The organism is Streptomyces sp. NBC_00273, assembly GCF_036178145.1.
Lineage (GTDB): Bacteria > Actinomycetota > Actinomycetes > Streptomycetales > Streptomycetaceae > Streptomyces.
In genome coordinates this window covers 4,841,820-4,855,769 of the sequence record NZ_CP108067.1, presented here as the reverse complement: position 1 = coordinate 4,855,769, position 13,950 = coordinate 4,841,820, and the positions used below count along the sequence as shown (strand labels likewise).

Genomic DNA, 13,950 nt, shown 5'->3' with positions numbered 1-13,950 from the left:
CGGCAGCGTATTACCCCTTCGGGGTGAGCGTCAGGAGCGTCGCCTCCGGCGGGCACGCGAAGCGGACCGGGGTGAACCGGTTGGTGCCGCAGCCGGCCGAGACGTGCAGGTACGCCCGATTGCCGGCCGCCTCGTGCGTGGAGAGCCCCTTCACCCGCTTCGTGTCCAGATCGCAGTTGGTGACGAGCGCCCCGTAGAAGGGGATGCACAGCTGTCCGCCGTGGGTGTGGCCGGCGAGGATCAGCGGGTACCGGTCGGCCGTGAAGGACTCCAGGACGCGCAGGTACGGGGCGTGCACCACTGCCATCGAGAAGTCCGCGTCCGCCTCCGGGCCGCCGGCGACGCTCGCGTAGCGGTCCCGCTTGATGTGCGGGTCGTCGAGCCCGGTGAAGGCCAGCTCCAGGCCGTCCAACTTCAGCCGCGCCCGGGTGTTGGTGAGGTTCAGCCAGCCGGCCGCGTCGAAGGCGTCCCGCATCTCCTCCCACGGGTTGTGGACGGCACCGACGACCGGCTTGTTGCCGTTCAGCCCGTGCCGGCCCTGGGTCCGCTCGATCAGGTAGCGCCCGGGGTTGCGCAGCCGCGGCCCGTAGTAGTCGTTCGACCCGAAGACGTACACACCCGGGAACGACATCAGGGGGCCCAGCGCGTCGAGCAGCTCGGGGATGCCTTCGGTGTCGGAGAGGTTGTCGCCGGTGTTCACGACGAAGTCGGGGCGCAGGCCGGCCAGGGACTGCAGCCAGGCACGTTTCTTGCGCTGTCCGCCGACCATGTGGATGTCGGACACCTGGAGCACGCGCAGCGGGCGCATCCCCTGGGGAAGGACAGGCACCGTGACCCGGCGCAGGCGGAAGGACCGCGCCTCGAAACCGGCGGCATAGGCCACACCTGCGGCCCCCACCGCAGCGATTCCGGCAGCCGCCTTCAGGGGTACTCCGTAACGCGCACGCATGGACCCATCGTCTCAGACCCGGAAAACAGGTGAGCGCCACTGCCCCCGCACCTGGCAGACTCACCTGCATGACCACGCTCAAGGCCAAGCTCCAGGAAGACCTCACGACCGCCATCAGGGCGCGCGACGAGCTGCACTCGTCCACGCTGCGCCTGACCCTCTCCGCCATCACCAAGGAGGAGGTCGCGGGCAAGGAGGCACGTGTGCTCTCCGACGAGGAAGTCCTCAAGGTGATCGCCAAGGAGGCGAAGAAGCGCCGCGAGGCCGCGGAGGCCTTCGCCCAGGGCGGCCGTCCCGAGCAGGCCGCGCGCGAGACCGCGGAGGGCGAGTTCCTCGACACGTACCTGCCCAAGCAGCTCAGCGACGACGAGCTCGTGGCGATCGTGGCGGCGGCCGTCGAGGAGGCCAAGGCCGCGGGTGCCGAGGGGCCGCGGGCCATGGGCGCCGTCATGAAGATCGTGAACCCGAAGGTCGCCGGGCTGGCGGAGGGCGGGCGGGTCGCCGCCGTCGTCAAGCAGCAGCTCTCGTAGGACCGCGGAGCGAAAAAGAACGAAAAGGGGGAGGGCCCCGGCCGGTGTCGGCCGGGGCCCTCCCCCTTTTTCGCGCTGTGCGTCGACCGCTACTGGTCGTCGCGGCCGCCGATCACTCCGGCGGTGTTCGGGTCGATCGAGATCCCGGGGAACGGGGGCTGCGGCTGGACGTCGCCCGTGGCGCCCGTGGCACCCCCGTGGTTCCCGCCGGTCTGACCGCCGGGCCGGCCGCCGGGCTTGCCGTCACCGCCGGGCTTGCCGGTCCGGGTCGGGGGCGTGGTCGGCTTGTTGCCGCGCGGGCCGCCGGAGGGGACGGTCGGCTCCGGGATGCCGACCGTGACGAAGTTCCCCGACTCGCGGCCGGAGAGCGCGCCGCTGACCGCGTCCTTCCAGATCGGGCCGGGCAGGCCGCCGCCGAAGACCTTGTCGAAGGGCTTGCCGCCGATCACGATGTTCTCCATCGTGATCTTCTTCGCGCCACCCGAGCCGACCCACACCGCGCCGGAGACGTTCGGCGTGTAGCCGACGAACCAGGCGTTGTAGCGGGAGTCCGTCGTACCGGTCTTGCCGGCGCTGTCGCGGTCGCTCAGACCGGCCCGCTCACCGGTACCGGAGTCGACCACTCCGCGCAGCAGGGTGTTGATGGTGTCGGCCGTCTCGGTGGCCATCGCCCGGTCGCACTTGGACTTCGGCACGGCGAGCGCCTTGCCGTGCGCGTCGGTGATCGACTCGATGGCGACGGGCGTGCAGTAGACACCGCGGTTGGCGAAGGTCGCGTACGCGTTGGCCATCGTCAGCGGGGAGAGCTCGGCGGAGCCGAGGGCGATCGACGGGGCCTCGGGGAGCTTGGAGCCGTCGGCCGGGACCACGCCGAGCTTCTGCGTCATCTCCGTCACCGGGCAGAGGCCGATCTCGCCGATCATCTCGACGAAGTACGTGTTGATGGACTTCTCCATCGCCGTCCGCAGCGCGTACGGACCGATCTCGTCCTCGGTCTCGTTCTTCGCCGTCTGGATCTTGCCGTCGATCGGCAGGTTCAGCCACTGCGTGCCGTCGCACTTGGGGATCGGCGTCGGATAGTCGATCTTGTTCGGCGCCTGGTACACCTTGGTCGGCGGCATGCCCCGCTCTATGGCGGCCGCCGCGATGAACGGCTTGAAGGTCGAGCCGACCTGGAAGCCGAAGTTCGAGCCGCCCATCCGCTTGTCCACGGAGTAGTTGATCTGCGTCTCGTTCTTCCCGAAGCCGTACGGCTTGGACTGACCCATCGCCAGCACCCGGCCGGTGCCCGGCTGGACCATGGTCACGGCCGTCGCGATCGAGTCCTCCTGGTAGACGTGGTCCTTGATCGACTCGTTGGCCGCGTCCTGTGACTGGGGGTCCAGGGTGGTGCGTACCGTCAGGCCGCCCTGGTTCCAGATCTTCGCCCGCTCCTCGCGCGTCTTGCCGAAGGCCGGGTCCGTCAGGAAGGAGTTGCGCACGTAGTCGCAGAAGAAGCCCGCGCCCTTGACGGCGGTGATGCAGCCGTTCTTCGGCTTGGTCACCTTGAGGGTGACCGGCTTCGCCTTCGCCGCGTCCGCCTCCGCCTGCGAGACGTCCTTGGTGTCGGCCATCCGCTGCAGGACGACGTTGCGGCGCTTCGTCGCCTCCTGCGCGTCGTTCACCGGGTCGTACCGGCTCGGCGACTGCACGACGCCCGCGAGCAGTGCGGACTCCTCCAGCGTCAGGTCCTTGGCCGGCTTGCTGAAGTAGCGCTGGGCGGCGGATTCGATTCCGTACGCCTGCTGCCCGAAGTAGGTGATGTTGAGGTAGTTCTCGAGGATCTTCTTCTTCCCGAGCTCCTCCTCGACCTGGATCGAGTACTTCAACTCGCGGATCTTGCGGCCGAGGCTCTTCTCCTGGGCCTCGCGCACCTTGGTCTCGTCGTCGCCGGCCTCTTCGACGAACACGTTCTTCACGTACTGCTGGGTGAGGGTGGAGGCGCCCTGTGCGGCGCCGCCCTCCTGTGCGTTGCGGTTGACCGCGCGCAGGATGCCCTTGAGGTCGACCGCGCCGTGCTCGTAGAAACGCGAGTCCTCGATGGCGACGATCGCCTTCTGCATGTACGGGGAGATCGCCGTGAGCGGGACCACTTGACGGTCGCGCGAATAGATGGTGGCGATCGAGACACCCTCGGCGTCCAGAATCGTGGTCCGCTGACTCAGCGGCGGAGTCTTGAGATTGGCCGGGATCTCATCGAACCCCTCGACCGTCCCCTTGGCCGCCAGGCCCAGGGCGCCTGCGGCCGGAATCGCCATGCCGGCCAGTACAACCCCGGAGAGGACGGACACTCCGAGGAACTTGGCGGCCTGCTGGCTCCCCGTGAGCCCGCCGCCCGAGCGCTTCTTTCCCATAGGGGGCAGCCTAATCCGTTGTTAGCGGCATTCCGCGAGACCAGGGGTCTGTCGGGATGTTCGAGTACCAGACCGTGACATCCAAGGGCAGCCGGGCCGTTAAGGCCTCAACGTAGACCGGGTGCGCGGCGCGGCGACCTCTTGATACGCCCGAGCTTTCTGAGCTCCTGCTGAGACCGAGGCCCGTGGGGTGAGCTGGCGTCACGAACGGCTAGTGAGGTGGCGGACCGGCCCTTGTGCCGAGTCCTGGGATTAGGTCGCTGCGTGGCCCGCATGAGCTCGTGACCAGCGCAAACACCGAAATCTGGGGAGGGAATCTTGATCTACTGCGGAATCGACTGGGCAGAACGAACCCACGACGTCGCCTTGGTCAACGACACCGGCCAGCTGCTGGCCAAGCGGCGCATCACCGACGACGCGGCCGGCTACAAGATCCTGCTGGAACTGCTCGCCGAGTACGGCGACACCGCCGAGGACCCGATCCCGGTCGCGATCGAGACCTCCCGCGGCCTGCTGGTCGCAGTCCTGCGGACCGGCAAGCGCAAGGTGTTCGCCATCAACCCCATGGCCGCTGCCCGCTACCGCGACCGACACAGCGTCTCGCGCAAGAAGTCAGACCCCGGCGACGCCTTGGTCCTAGCCAACATCCTGCGCACCGACATGCACGCGCACCGGCCCGTGCCCGACGACTCGGACCTCGGCCGCGCGATCGCCGTCCTGGCCCGAGCACAGCAAGACTCTCTGTGGAACCGGCAGCAGCTCGCCAACCAGCTCCGTTCCCTGCTGCGTGAGTACTACCCCGCCGCCCTGGCCGCCTTCGCGGCCTGGACCAACGGCCTGTGCCGCCCCGAAGCCCGCGAACTCCTCAAGACCGCGCCGACCCCGACCAGGGCCGCACGTCTGACCCGCACCCAGATCCAGGCCGCCCTCAAGCGCGCCGGCCGCCAGCGCGGCGTCGAGGCCGAAGCCGAGCGCCTCCGCGAGGTCTTCAGAGACGAATGGGCCCACCAGCCGCCGTTGGTTGAGGATGCGCTCGGCAAGCAGATGCTCGCCCTCCTCATCCAGCTTGATGCGGCCTGCACCGCTGCAGACCAGCTCGCCGAAGCGGTGGAAGAAGCCTTCCCCCAGCACCCGGACGCCGAGGTCCTGCTGAGCTTCCCCGGCCTCGGAATCCAGCTCGCCGCCCGAGTTCTTGCCGAGATCGGAGACGACCGCGCCCGTCTCGCTGATGCCCGCGGCTTTAAGGCCTACGTCGGTTCCTCACCCATCACCCGAGCCTCGGGCAAGAAGTCCGCCATCACCAGACGGTGGGTGAAGAACGACCGGCTCAACCACGCCGGCTACCTCTGGGCCTTCGCCTCCCTGAGGGCATCGACCGGCGCCAACGCGCACTACCGGCGCCGACGCGAAGAAGGCGACTGGCACGCAGCCGCCCAGCGCAACGTGTTCAACCGCATGATCGGCCAGCTCTACCACTGCCTTCAGCACCACAAGCTGTTTGACGAGCAGTCCGCGTTCCCGGCACCGTCGTCGGCAGAAGCACAAGCGGCGTGACCTGGGAAGAAGCCTTGCTCGCGGTGGCGCCGGCGACCGATCATTCGAGCATGAGACCCGAAGTGCAGACGTTCGTTGATGACGGCCCGCTCCCCGACTGGGACGCGAGCGAAGAAGAGATCGACCGGCGTGACCAGCAGCTCCGCGCGATCGCCAAGCCGGTCACTAGGGACGAGGCGCAGGCTCTCGTCTCCTGCTTCGGCCCGGACGACTGCTACGGCGTGGCCTGGACCCTGCTACACCTCATCGAGACCGGCCCGAATCCCGTGCTGACCAGCAAGCCCGCTTCTGGCGCAAACGAGTGGCACCAGCGCCTCTACGACCGCGCCGTGTTCGGAGGCCTCATCCCCTGAACTTGACGGCATAACAACGTGAGGTGTCTACGTTCTCATTCGCCGGACACGCGCGAATGCCTTGGCCTAAGCTGTCCCCAACTGTCACAGCAGTGTGGTGCGACATCAACCCCTCGGCTTGATTTTCACCCTTCCCGAACGGGGTGGACGTATGTCCGAATCTTGCCCCTCTACTGAAGTCGAACCGACGATTACACCCGAATTGCCGTAATGGTCGGGCATGTCGCCGGATCACTCCGTCGGGTGATCTGCCGCTTACCCATAGTCCGTTCGGACCATTCAAGATTGGGCCCGTCGGGGGTGTTGCACGGTGCCCGCCTTCCGTAACGTCCTCAACTGGCAGCGGTGAATATGCCGCTACCGCCGTGGGGGAGCCTCGATTCGGGAGAGGACGGCGCCGGGATGGGCTGGGTTACCGACTGGAGTGCGCAGGCAGCCTGCCGCACTACCGATCCGGATGAACTATTCGTTCAAGGAGCGGCACAGAACAGGGCCAAGGCGGTGTGCACCGGATGTCCGGTGCGGACCGAGTGCCTGGCCGACGCGCTCGACAATCGTGTCGAGTTCGGCGTATGGGGCGGAATGACCGAGCGGGAACGACGTGCGCTGCTGCGCCGGCGTCCCACCGTCACCTCGTGGCGACGGCTGCTCGAAACCGCACGTACGGAGTACGAGCGCAGTACGGGCATCCTCACCATGGATGCAGACGCGGAGATCGACGTGTCGTACGAGACGTACGCGGCAGCCGGGTAGATCACACGGCCGCCACGACGTACGAACGCCTACGCTCCGGCCGGCACCCCGGCCGCGAGTCGTTCTCCGATGGCCCGTAGCCCGGCGAGGTCGTGCACATCGCCGGGCAGGGCGGCCACTTCAGCCACCGCCACTTCGGGGTGCAGTGAGGTGAACCGATCGCGTGTGCGCTGTTCACGCGCGATCACCTGCATGCGTTCGGCGTGCAGGCGCAGCAGTCCTGCCGTGATCCGGTCGACGACCGCGGTATCGCCTTCGGTGCCGGGGGAGCCTGTCTCGGGAGGGTTCGCGGTCCGGGTGGTGCGTGTGGTCCGTGCGCTGTGTGCGGTCCGCGCAGTCTCGGCGGACCCGGCGGTCTCGGCAGTTCCAGTGGGCTCGGTGGCTTCCGCTCCCGAGTCACGAAGTCCAGCTTTCCCGGACTCCTGATCGACAATGCCGCCTTCTTCAAGATTCTCTGCGGCGGCCAACGCCCGCTCGGCGGACAGCTGGTCGGCGCCACTGCCGTGCACCCGGTTCAGCACCAGGCCGGCCAGCGGCATGTTCTCCGCGGCCAGCCGTTCCACGAAGTACGCCGCCTCGCGGAGGGCGTCCGCTTCGGGCGCGGCGACCACCAGGAAGGCCGTGCCGGGAGCCTGGAGCAGTCGGAAGGTCGCGTCCGCGCGCGTGCGGAAGCCGCCGAACATCGTGTCCATCGCGGCCACGAAGGTCTGGACGTCCTTCAGCAGTGAGGCCCCCATCAGCTTGCTGAGGGTGCCGGTCATCATCGACATGCCGACATTCAGGAACTTCATCCCGGCCCGGCCGCCCACCTTCGCCGGAGCCATCAGCACCCGGATGAACTTCCCGTCCAGGAAGGACCCGAGGCGCTTCGGCGCGTCCAGGAAGTCCAGCGCGGACCGGCTCGGCGGAGTGTCGACGATGATCAGGTCCCAGTCGTCCCGGGCGCGCAGCTGCCCGAGCTTCTCCATCGCCATGTACTCCTGCGTGCCCGCGAAGCCGGCCGACAGGGACTGGTAGAAGGGGTTGGCGAGGATGGCCCGGGCCCGCTCGGCGTCCGCGTGCGCCTCGACGATCTCGTCGAAGGTCCGCTTCATGTCCAGCATCATGGCGTGGAGTTCGCCGTCTCCCGCCCCGACGGTCTCCACCTTCCGCGGGGTGTTGTCCAGCGAGTCGATCCCCATCGACTGCGCGAGCCGCCGCGCCGGGTCGATGGTGAGCACGACGGCCTTGCGCCCGCGCTCGGCCGCCCGTACGCCGAGCGCCGCGGCCGTGGTGGTCTTGCCGACCCCGCCCGCCCCGCAGCACACGATGATCCGGGTCTCCCGGTCGTCCAACAGCCGGTCGACCGCCAGCAGCGGCGGAGTGTCCATGCTCACGGTGTCCACCCCCTCGCTCATTCGGCCACCGACTGCTTCCGCAGTTCCTTGGCCAGCGCGTACAGTCCGGCCAGATCCATCCCCGCGCCGAGCAGGGGCAGTTCGTACGTCGGCAGGTCCAGCCCCGCCAGTACGGCACGCTGCGCCCGCTCCAGCTCCACCCGGCTCGCGTGCTCGGCGGCCTGCGTGAGCAGCGGGTCCACCAGCCGCTCGGCCAGCCCGCCGCGCCGCGCGCCGCCGAGGCCCGCCCGGGACAGCGACTTCGCCACCTCGGCGCGGTGGTCGCCGGCCGCGGTGCGCAGGGTGTCCTCGTCCAGATGGTGCGGCCGGACCATGTTCACGACGACCCGCCCGACGGGCAGTCCGGCCTGGCGCAGTTCCTCGATGCCGTCCGCGGTCTCCTGGACGGGCATCTCCTCCAGGAGGGTGACCAGGTGCACCGCGGTCTCGGGGGACTTGAGGACCTTCATGACGGCCTGGGCCTGGTTGTGGATCGGCCCGAACCGGGCCAGGCCCGCCACCTCGTCGTTGACGTTCAGGAACCGGGTGATGCGACCGGTCGGTGGCGCGTCCATGATCACGTGGTCGTAGACGTAGCGGCCCGACTTGTCCTTGCGCCGCACCGCCTCGCACGCCTTGCCGGTCAGCAGCACGTCGCGCAGCCCGGGGGCGATGGTCGTCGCGAAGTCGATGGCGCCGAGCTTCTTGAGCGCGCGGCCGGCCGAGCCGAGCTTGTAGAACATCTGGAGGTAGTCCAGCAGCGCCCGTTCGGCGTCGATGGCGAGCGCGTAGACCTCACCGCCCCCGCCGGGCGCCACGGCGATCTTCCGTTCCTCGTAGGGGAGGGCCTCGGCGCCGAAGAGCTGCGCGAGCCCCTGCCTGCCCTCGACCTCCACCAGAAGAGTCCGTCCGCCCTCGCGTGCGAGGGCAAGCGCGAGTGCTGCGGCGACCGTGGTCTTGCCGGTGCCGCCCTTGCCGCTGACCACCTGGAGCCTGCTCACAGCGTCCGAGCCTAATTCCTCGGGTTCGACTCCGGTGGTGCCGGGTGGTTCTGCCGGAGTGTTCGGGGGTGAGCTCCGTTACGTTCGACCCGGATCGGCCCCGTCTAGGCGCCGTCCGAGCCGTCCTGGCCCCGTCGGAGCCCCCGTCCGGGTCGGTGCGGCGCCTGCCCGGGTGAGGTGTCCGACCGGCGGTTCCGGGGGCGGCATGCGTCCCGCGCTCCAGGCACTACCCTCGCTCCCATGACCAAGAAGTTCGAATACGCGACGGTCCCGCTGCTGGTTCACGCCACCAAGCAGATCCTGGACACCTGGGGCGAGGACGGCTGGGAGCTCGTCCAGGTCGTGCCCGGCCCGAACAACCCCGAGCAGCTCGTGGCCTACCTCAAGCGGGAGAAGGCATGAGCGCCGTAGAGGCGAAGCTGGCCGAGCTCGGCCTGACGCTCCCGGGCGTCGTCCCGCCGCTGGCCGCGTACCAGCCCGCCGTGCGGTCGGGCTCGTACGTCTTCACCGCGGGCCAGCTCCCGATGGTCAAGGGCAGCATGCCGATCACCGGCAAGGTCGGCGCCGAGGTCTCGCCGGAGCAGGCCAAGGAGCTGGCGGCGATCTGTGCGCTGAACGCCCTGGCCGCCGTCAAGTCCGTCGTCGGTGACCTCGACAAGATCGCGCGTGTCGTGAAGGTCGTCGGCTTCATCGCCTCCGCCCCCGACTTCACGGCCCAGCCGGGCGTGCTGAACGGTGCGAGCGAGCTGCTGGGCGAGGTCCTCGGTGAGAAGGGCGTCCACGCCCGCAGCGCGGTCGGCGTGGCGGTCCTGCCGCTGGACGCCCCGGTCGAGGTCGAGATCCAGGTGGAGCTCGTCGCCGGAGCCTGACCCCTCGGGGCGGGTTCCGCCGGGACGGGCCGGGTCGCGCGCCGCGCGGTTCCCGGCCCGTCCCGCGTGCTTCCCCGGCGGCCGGATCGCCGGTGCCGGCCACGCGTGCCGGCCAGGCGTGTCGGCCACCGTGTCGGCCGCCCGTGACGGGGGACCCTCGAACATCGGGCCGGATGGCCGTAGCATCCGGCCATGCCGAATGGTCAGCATGGTCAGCAGCAGCCCCCCGCCGGAGGCCAGTGGTACCCGCCGGAGTGGCCCGACCGCATCCGCGCGCTCGCGGACGGCTCGCTCGTCCCGGTGGAGCCGCGGCGCGCCGCCACCGTGATGCTCCTGCGCGACACCCCCGACGGCCCCGCCGTGCACATGTTGCGCAGGCGGGCCTCCATGGCCTTCGCCGGGGGGGCGTACGCCTATCCGGGCGGCGGGGTCGATCCCCGCGACGAGGAGCACCAGGTCGGCTGGGCCGGTCCGTCCCGGGAGGACTGGGCGGCCCGGCTGGGGACCGACCCCCGTACCGCCCAGGCCATCGTCTGCGGCGCCGTACGGGAGACCTTCGAGGAGGCGGGCGTCCTGCTCGCCGGGCAGACCCCGGACGAGATCGTCGGTGACACCACCGGCGACGACTGGGAGGCCGACCGGCAGGCCCTCGTGGCGCGGGAGCTGTCCTTCGCGGAGTTCCTCGACCGTCGCGGCCTGCGGCTGCGTTCCGACCTGCTCGGGGCCTGGGCGCGCTGGATCACCCCCGAGTTCGAGCCGCGCCGTTACGACACCTGGTTCTTCGTCGCCGCCCTCCCCGAGGGCCAGCGCACCCGCAACGCCTCCACCGAGGCCGACCGGACCGTGTGGATCCGCCCGGCCGACGCGGCCGCCGGATACGACAAGGGCGAGCTGCTGATGATGCCGCCGACCATCTCCACGCTGCGGTCGCTGGAGCCGTACGGGAGCGCCGGGGGCGCGCTCGCCGCCGCGGCCGAGCAGGACCTCGCCCCGGTACTGGCCCAAGCCACGCTGGAGGACGGCGAGCTCGTGCTCAGCTGGCCGGGGCACGACGAGTTCACCAAGCGCGTCCGCCCCGGACGTCCCGCCGATTCCGCTGGTCCCGGAGGCCCCGCATGACCGACGCCGCCGCACTGCCCGGACAGCCCCGCGGAGTCGTCACCTCCGGGCCGGCGACCGTCCGCGCGGTGAACGTCCTGGCTCCCAACGCCTCCGCGATGACCCTCGACGGCACCAACACCTGGCTGGTGTCCGAGCCCGGATCCGACCTCGCCGTCGTGATCGATCCCGGCCCGCTGGACGACGTACACCTGCGGGCGGTCATCGCCACCGCCGAACAGGCGGGCAAGCGGATCGCCCTCACCCTGCTCACCCACGGCCACCCGGACCACGCCGAGGGCGCGGGCCGCTTCGCCGAGCTCACCCGTACGAACGTCCGCGCCCTGGACCCGGCGCTGCGCCTCGGCGACGAGGGCCTGGCCGCGGGGGACGTGATCCGGACCGGCGGGCTGGAGCTGCGCGTGGTGCCGACCCCCGGCCACACCAGCGACTCGCTCTGTTTCCACCTGCCCGCCGACCGGGCCGTGCTGACCGGCGACACCATCCTGGGTCGCGGCACCACCGTCGTCGCCCACCCCGACGGTCGTCTCGGCGACTACTTGGACTCCCTGCGCCGCCTGCGCTCGCTGACCGTGGACGACGGGGTGCACACGGTCCTGCCGGGCCACGGGCCGGTCCTGGAGGACGCGCAGGGCGCAGTCGAGTTCTACCTGGCCCACCGCGCGCACCGGCTCGCCCAGGTCGAGACCGCCGTCGAGAACGGCTGCCTGACTCCGGAGGCGGTCGTCGCCCAGGTCTACGCGGACGTGGACCGCTCCCTGTGGCCGGCCGCGGAGTGGTCCGTCCGGGCGCAGCTGGAGTACCTTCAAGATCACGGACTGATCCCGGGAGGGCCTGAATGAACACCGTGTTCTTGCTGGTCGTGTTGGTCGCGACGGCCGGATGGATCACTTCGACGGTGACGCTGCGGGTGCAGAGCCTGCAGAACAAGGCCGACCGCATGGAGCGCCGCCTGGCCCTGGTGCTGGACCACTTCGGCATCGAGGAACCGGAGCCGGCCGGGATGGACGAGGTACGGGCCCATCTGAGGGCCGACCGGCACATTTCGGCGATCAAGGAGTACCGGCGGATCACCGGCGCGGGCCTGGCGGAGGCCAAGCTGGCCGTCGACGCCCTCGCCGCGGCCGAGAAGGCCTGAGCCGGCCCGGGGCCGGCGCCCGCGGCGCTCAGCCCCGGCGCGGCGTCTTCGTCCCGTGCCGGGCCGTGTACTCGTCCGCCAGCCACGGCCCGAGGTCCTCGACGTAACCGCGCAGCACCTCCGGGTCCGCTACGGGATCCAGTGCGACGGCGGCCGCGGCCTCCACCTGTGCCGCGCGCTGCGGGTAGTACATGCCGAAGATCTCCGCGGACTCGCCGAGGTCGCTGGTCCAGCCGCCCCACCGCGGCATGACCAGCGTGAAGGCGGTGCGCACCAGGTGTCGGGAGAAGAGGCGGCTCAGCTTCCGGTACTCCTGCGGGGTCGATGCCTCCCGCACCCGCGTCCGCCATGCGGGCAGCAGGTCGGCCAGGTCGCCGTTGGTCTCGCGGGCGAGCAGGCTGTCCGGCCGGTAGCGCGGCAGGTGCTCGGCCAGGTCCGCGCCGAGCAGCGGGGTGCACAGGCAGGCGAGGAACCAGCCCAGGTCGAATCGTTCCGCCTCGCTCAGCACGGCGACCTTGTCCTGGAGCAGGATGCCGACCCCGTCGACCTCCGGGAAGTCCTCGTCGAGCCCGCGGGCGAGCACCTCGGCGGTGTCGCGGTCCTCCTCGGAGGGCTCGTGGTGCAGTACGAGCAGCAGGTCCAGGTCCGACCGCCCGGGCCGGGCCGTCCCGCGCGGCACTGACCCGTAGAGGTACGCGCTGTGCAGCCGTCGGCCGTACGCCTCGCCGGTCCGGGTCCGCGCGGCCGCAACGAGGCCCTTGAACTCGCCCTGCACCCGACCGAGGGACCCCTCTCGCTCGAAGTACCCGTACGCGTCCAGTCCCCTGTGCTCCATGGCTCCACTGTGCCTGGCTGCCCGCCCGGGGCGGCGGACCGAACGCCGTGCGTCGGCCGGACCGCTCGGAGGCCTGCGGACCGCTCGGCAGGCCTCCGGAGCGCTCCGCAGGCCCGGACCGTTCCGCAGGCGCTGCAGGGTCCGGGAAGCGCGAAGGGGCCCGTGCCCGGTCGGGCAGGACCCCTTCGAACGGCCGTGGCCGGCGTCAGCGGGAGCGCTTCGCGAGGCGCTCCACGTCCAGCAGGATGACCGCACGGGCCTCCAGGCGCAGCCAGCCGCGGCCCGCGAAGTCGGCCAGGGCCTTGTTCACGGTCTCGCGCGAGGCGCCGACGAGCTGGGCGAGCTCCTCCTGCGTGAGGTCGTGCACCACGTGGATGCCCTCCTCCGACTGCACGCCGAAGCGGCGCGACAGGTCGAGGAGCGCCCGCGCCACACGGCCGGGAACGTCGGAGAAGACCAGGTCGGACATCTGGTCGTTGGTCTTGCGCAGGCGGCGGGCGACGGCGCGCAGCAGCGCGGTCGCGACCTCGGGCCGGGCGTTGAGCCAGGGCTGGAGGTCACCGTGGCCGAGGCCGAGGAGCTTGACCTCGGTCAGCGCGGTGGCGGTGGCGGTGCGCGGGCCCGGATCGAAGAGCGACAGCTCGCCGATCAGCTCGCCGGGGCCGAGGACGGCCAGCATGTTCTCGCGGCCGTCGGGGGAGGTGCGGTGGAGCTTCACCTTGCCCTCGGTCACGACATACAGCCGGTCGCCGGGGTCGCCCTCGTGGAACAGGGCGTCACCGCGTGCGAGGGTCACCTCGCCCATGGAGGCGCGGAGCTCCGCGGCCTGCTCGTCATCGAGCGCCGCGAAGAGCGGGGCGCGCCGCAGAACGTCGTCCACGAGTCTCTCTCCTATGTCGACCAGCTCAGGGGACCGTGCTCCCCATTTTGCCGGACGGCTCAAACAGTGCGATCAATCACAAGGATGCCGGACGGACGGGCGTGCTGTGCGGCGAGGAGCCAATCGGAGTGGTGTTACCTGAGGTCCGGGCGGGTGTCAGCGGCCGGCCTTAGGCTGGCCGGGTGTCCAATAAGCCGGTG

At 70.4% G+C, this 13,950-nt stretch carries 15 protein-coding genes; 9 read left to right on the top strand and 6 right to left on the bottom strand.

The window, feature by feature from the left end; genetic code table 11:
* Nucleotides 1-10: 10 nt before the first annotated feature.
* Complete coding sequence (locus OG386_RS21060; RefSeq protein ID WP_327384047.1) at nucleotides 11-949, bottom strand: metallophosphoesterase; 939 nt, start codon at nucleotides 947-949, stop codon at nucleotides 11-13.
* 68 nt (nucleotides 950-1,017) lie between these two features.
* Between OG386_RS21060 and OG386_RS21055 the strand changes: the two genes are divergently transcribed.
* Nucleotides 1,018-1,479, top strand: a complete 462-nt coding sequence (locus OG386_RS21055; protein ID WP_030009270.1) for a GatB/YqeY domain-containing protein — start codon at nucleotides 1,018-1,020, stop codon at nucleotides 1,477-1,479.
* Nucleotides 1,480-1,568: 89 nt separating this feature from the next.
* Here OG386_RS21055 and OG386_RS21050 read toward each other — a convergent pair whose 3' ends face one another.
* Nucleotides 1,569-3,872 (bottom strand): transglycosylase domain-containing protein, encoded by a 2,304-nt coding sequence (locus OG386_RS21050; RefSeq protein ID WP_328789437.1) that lies wholly within the window; start codon nucleotides 3,870-3,872, stop codon nucleotides 1,569-1,571.
* A gap of 318 nt (nucleotides 3,873-4,190) precedes the next feature.
* Here OG386_RS21050 and OG386_RS21045 point away from each other — a divergent pair, with 318 nt between their 5' ends.
* The 3 genes from OG386_RS21045 (at nucleotide 4,191) to OG386_RS21035 (ending at nucleotide 6,532) form a co-directional block, all read left to right on the top strand.
* The gene (locus OG386_RS21045) at nucleotides 4,191-5,426 is read left to right on the top strand and encodes an IS110 family transposase (protein ID WP_328789436.1); all 1,236 of its coding nucleotides are present in this window, start codon (nucleotides 4,191-4,193) and stop codon (nucleotides 5,424-5,426) included.
* A gap of 50 nt (nucleotides 5,427-5,476) precedes the next feature.
* Complete coding sequence (locus OG386_RS21040; protein WP_328789435.1) at nucleotides 5,477-5,779, top strand: hypothetical protein; 303 nt, start codon at nucleotides 5,477-5,479, stop codon at nucleotides 5,777-5,779.
* Nucleotides 5,780-6,181: 402 nt separating this feature from the next.
* Complete coding sequence (locus OG386_RS21035; protein WP_030009547.1) at nucleotides 6,182-6,532, top strand: WhiB family transcriptional regulator; 351 nt, start codon at nucleotides 6,182-6,184, stop codon at nucleotides 6,530-6,532.
* Between the two features lie 29 nt (nucleotides 6,533-6,561).
* Here OG386_RS21035 and OG386_RS21030 read toward each other — a convergent pair whose 3' ends face one another.
* Entirely contained in the window at nucleotides 6,562-7,902 is a 1,341-nt protein-coding gene (locus tag OG386_RS21030) for an ArsA family ATPase (RefSeq protein ID WP_328793306.1), read from the bottom strand.
* A 23-nt stretch (nucleotides 7,903-7,925) separates the two neighbouring features.
* Nucleotides 7,926-8,909: an ArsA family ATPase gene (locus tag OG386_RS21025; RefSeq protein WP_328789434.1), complete on the bottom strand. Its 984-nt coding sequence runs from the start codon at nucleotides 8,907-8,909 to the stop codon at nucleotides 7,926-7,928.
* 240 nt (nucleotides 8,910-9,149) lie between these two features.
* On the opposite strand from OG386_RS21025, the gene OG386_RS21020 reads away from it, so the two are divergent.
* The 5 genes from OG386_RS21020 (at nucleotide 9,150) to OG386_RS21000 (ending at nucleotide 12,035) form a co-directional block, all read left to right on the top strand.
* Entirely contained in the window at nucleotides 9,150-9,311 is a 162-nt protein-coding gene (locus tag OG386_RS21020) for a DUF4177 domain-containing protein (RefSeq protein WP_007264966.1), read from the top strand.
* The gene (locus tag OG386_RS21015; RefSeq protein ID WP_030009544.1) at nucleotides 9,308-9,778 is read left to right on the top strand and encodes a RidA family protein; all 471 of its coding nucleotides are present in this window, start codon (nucleotides 9,308-9,310) and stop codon (nucleotides 9,776-9,778) included. Before OG386_RS21020 ends, OG386_RS21015 begins: the two co-directional genes overlap by 4 nt.
* A gap of 192 nt (nucleotides 9,779-9,970) precedes the next feature.
* The gene (locus OG386_RS21010; RefSeq protein ID WP_328789433.1) at nucleotides 9,971-10,897 is read left to right on the top strand and encodes an NUDIX hydrolase; all 927 of its coding nucleotides are present in this window, start codon (nucleotides 9,971-9,973) and stop codon (nucleotides 10,895-10,897) included.
* Nucleotides 10,894-11,739 (top strand): MBL fold metallo-hydrolase, encoded by an 846-nt coding sequence (locus tag OG386_RS21005; protein ID WP_327384043.1) that lies wholly within the window; start codon nucleotides 10,894-10,896, stop codon nucleotides 11,737-11,739. Before OG386_RS21010 ends, OG386_RS21005 begins: the two co-directional genes overlap by 4 nt.
* A complete protein-coding gene (locus OG386_RS21000; protein ID WP_030009541.1) occupies nucleotides 11,736-12,035 on the top strand; it encodes a hypothetical protein in 300 nt (99 codons plus the stop codon). The genes OG386_RS21005 and OG386_RS21000 overlap by 4 nt, the downstream gene beginning before the upstream one ends.
* A gap of 28 nt (nucleotides 12,036-12,063) precedes the next feature.
* On the opposite strand, the gene OG386_RS20995 is transcribed toward OG386_RS21000, so the two are convergent.
* Nucleotides 12,064-12,870: a nucleotidyltransferase domain-containing protein gene (locus OG386_RS20995; RefSeq protein WP_328789432.1), complete on the bottom strand. Its 807-nt coding sequence runs from the start codon at nucleotides 12,868-12,870 to the stop codon at nucleotides 12,064-12,066.
* Between the two features lie 205 nt (nucleotides 12,871-13,075).
* Nucleotides 13,076-13,750 (bottom strand): Crp/Fnr family transcriptional regulator, encoded by a 675-nt coding sequence (locus OG386_RS20990; protein ID WP_003981529.1) that lies wholly within the window; start codon nucleotides 13,748-13,750, stop codon nucleotides 13,076-13,078.
* Nucleotides 13,751-13,950 lie beyond the last annotated feature (200 nt).

What these genes read in the sequence shown, in the direction of transcription:
- OG386_RS21060 (WP_327384047.1), bottom strand. Translation starts at nt 949, where the DNA reads ATGCGTGCGCGTTACGGAGTACCCCTGAAGGCGGCTGCCGGAATCGCT.
- OG386_RS21055 (WP_030009270.1), top strand. Translation starts at nt 1,018, where the DNA reads ATGACCACGCTCAAGGCCAAGCTCCAGGAAGACCTCACGACCGCCATC.
- OG386_RS21050 (WP_328789437.1), bottom strand. Translation starts at nt 3,872, where the DNA reads ATGGGAAAGAAGCGCTCGGGCGGCGGGCTCACGGGGAGCCAGCAGGCC.
- OG386_RS21040 (WP_328789435.1), top strand. Translation starts at nt 5,477, where the DNA reads ATGAGACCCGAAGTGCAGACGTTCGTTGATGACGGCCCGCTCCCCGAC.
- OG386_RS21035 (WP_030009547.1), top strand. Translation starts at nt 6,182, where the DNA reads ATGGGCTGGGTTACCGACTGGAGTGCGCAGGCAGCCTGCCGCACTACC.
- OG386_RS21030 (WP_328793306.1), bottom strand. Translation starts at nt 7,902, where the DNA reads ATGGACACTCCGCCGCTGCTGGCGGTCGACCGGCTGTTGGACGACCGG.
- OG386_RS21020 (WP_007264966.1), top strand. Translation starts at nt 9,150, where the DNA reads ATGACCAAGAAGTTCGAATACGCGACGGTCCCGCTGCTGGTTCACGCC.
- OG386_RS21015 (WP_030009544.1), top strand. Translation starts at nt 9,308, where the DNA reads ATGAGCGCCGTAGAGGCGAAGCTGGCCGAGCTCGGCCTGACGCTCCCG.
- OG386_RS21010 (WP_328789433.1), top strand. Translation starts at nt 9,971, where the DNA reads ATGCCGAATGGTCAGCATGGTCAGCAGCAGCCCCCCGCCGGAGGCCAG.
- OG386_RS21005 (WP_327384043.1), top strand. Translation starts at nt 10,894, where the DNA reads ATGACCGACGCCGCCGCACTGCCCGGACAGCCCCGCGGAGTCGTCACC.
- OG386_RS21000 (WP_030009541.1), top strand. Translation starts at nt 11,736, where the DNA reads ATGAACACCGTGTTCTTGCTGGTCGTGTTGGTCGCGACGGCCGGATGG.
- OG386_RS20995 (WP_328789432.1), bottom strand. Translation starts at nt 12,870, where the DNA reads ATGGAGCACAGGGGACTGGACGCGTACGGGTACTTCGAGCGAGAGGGG.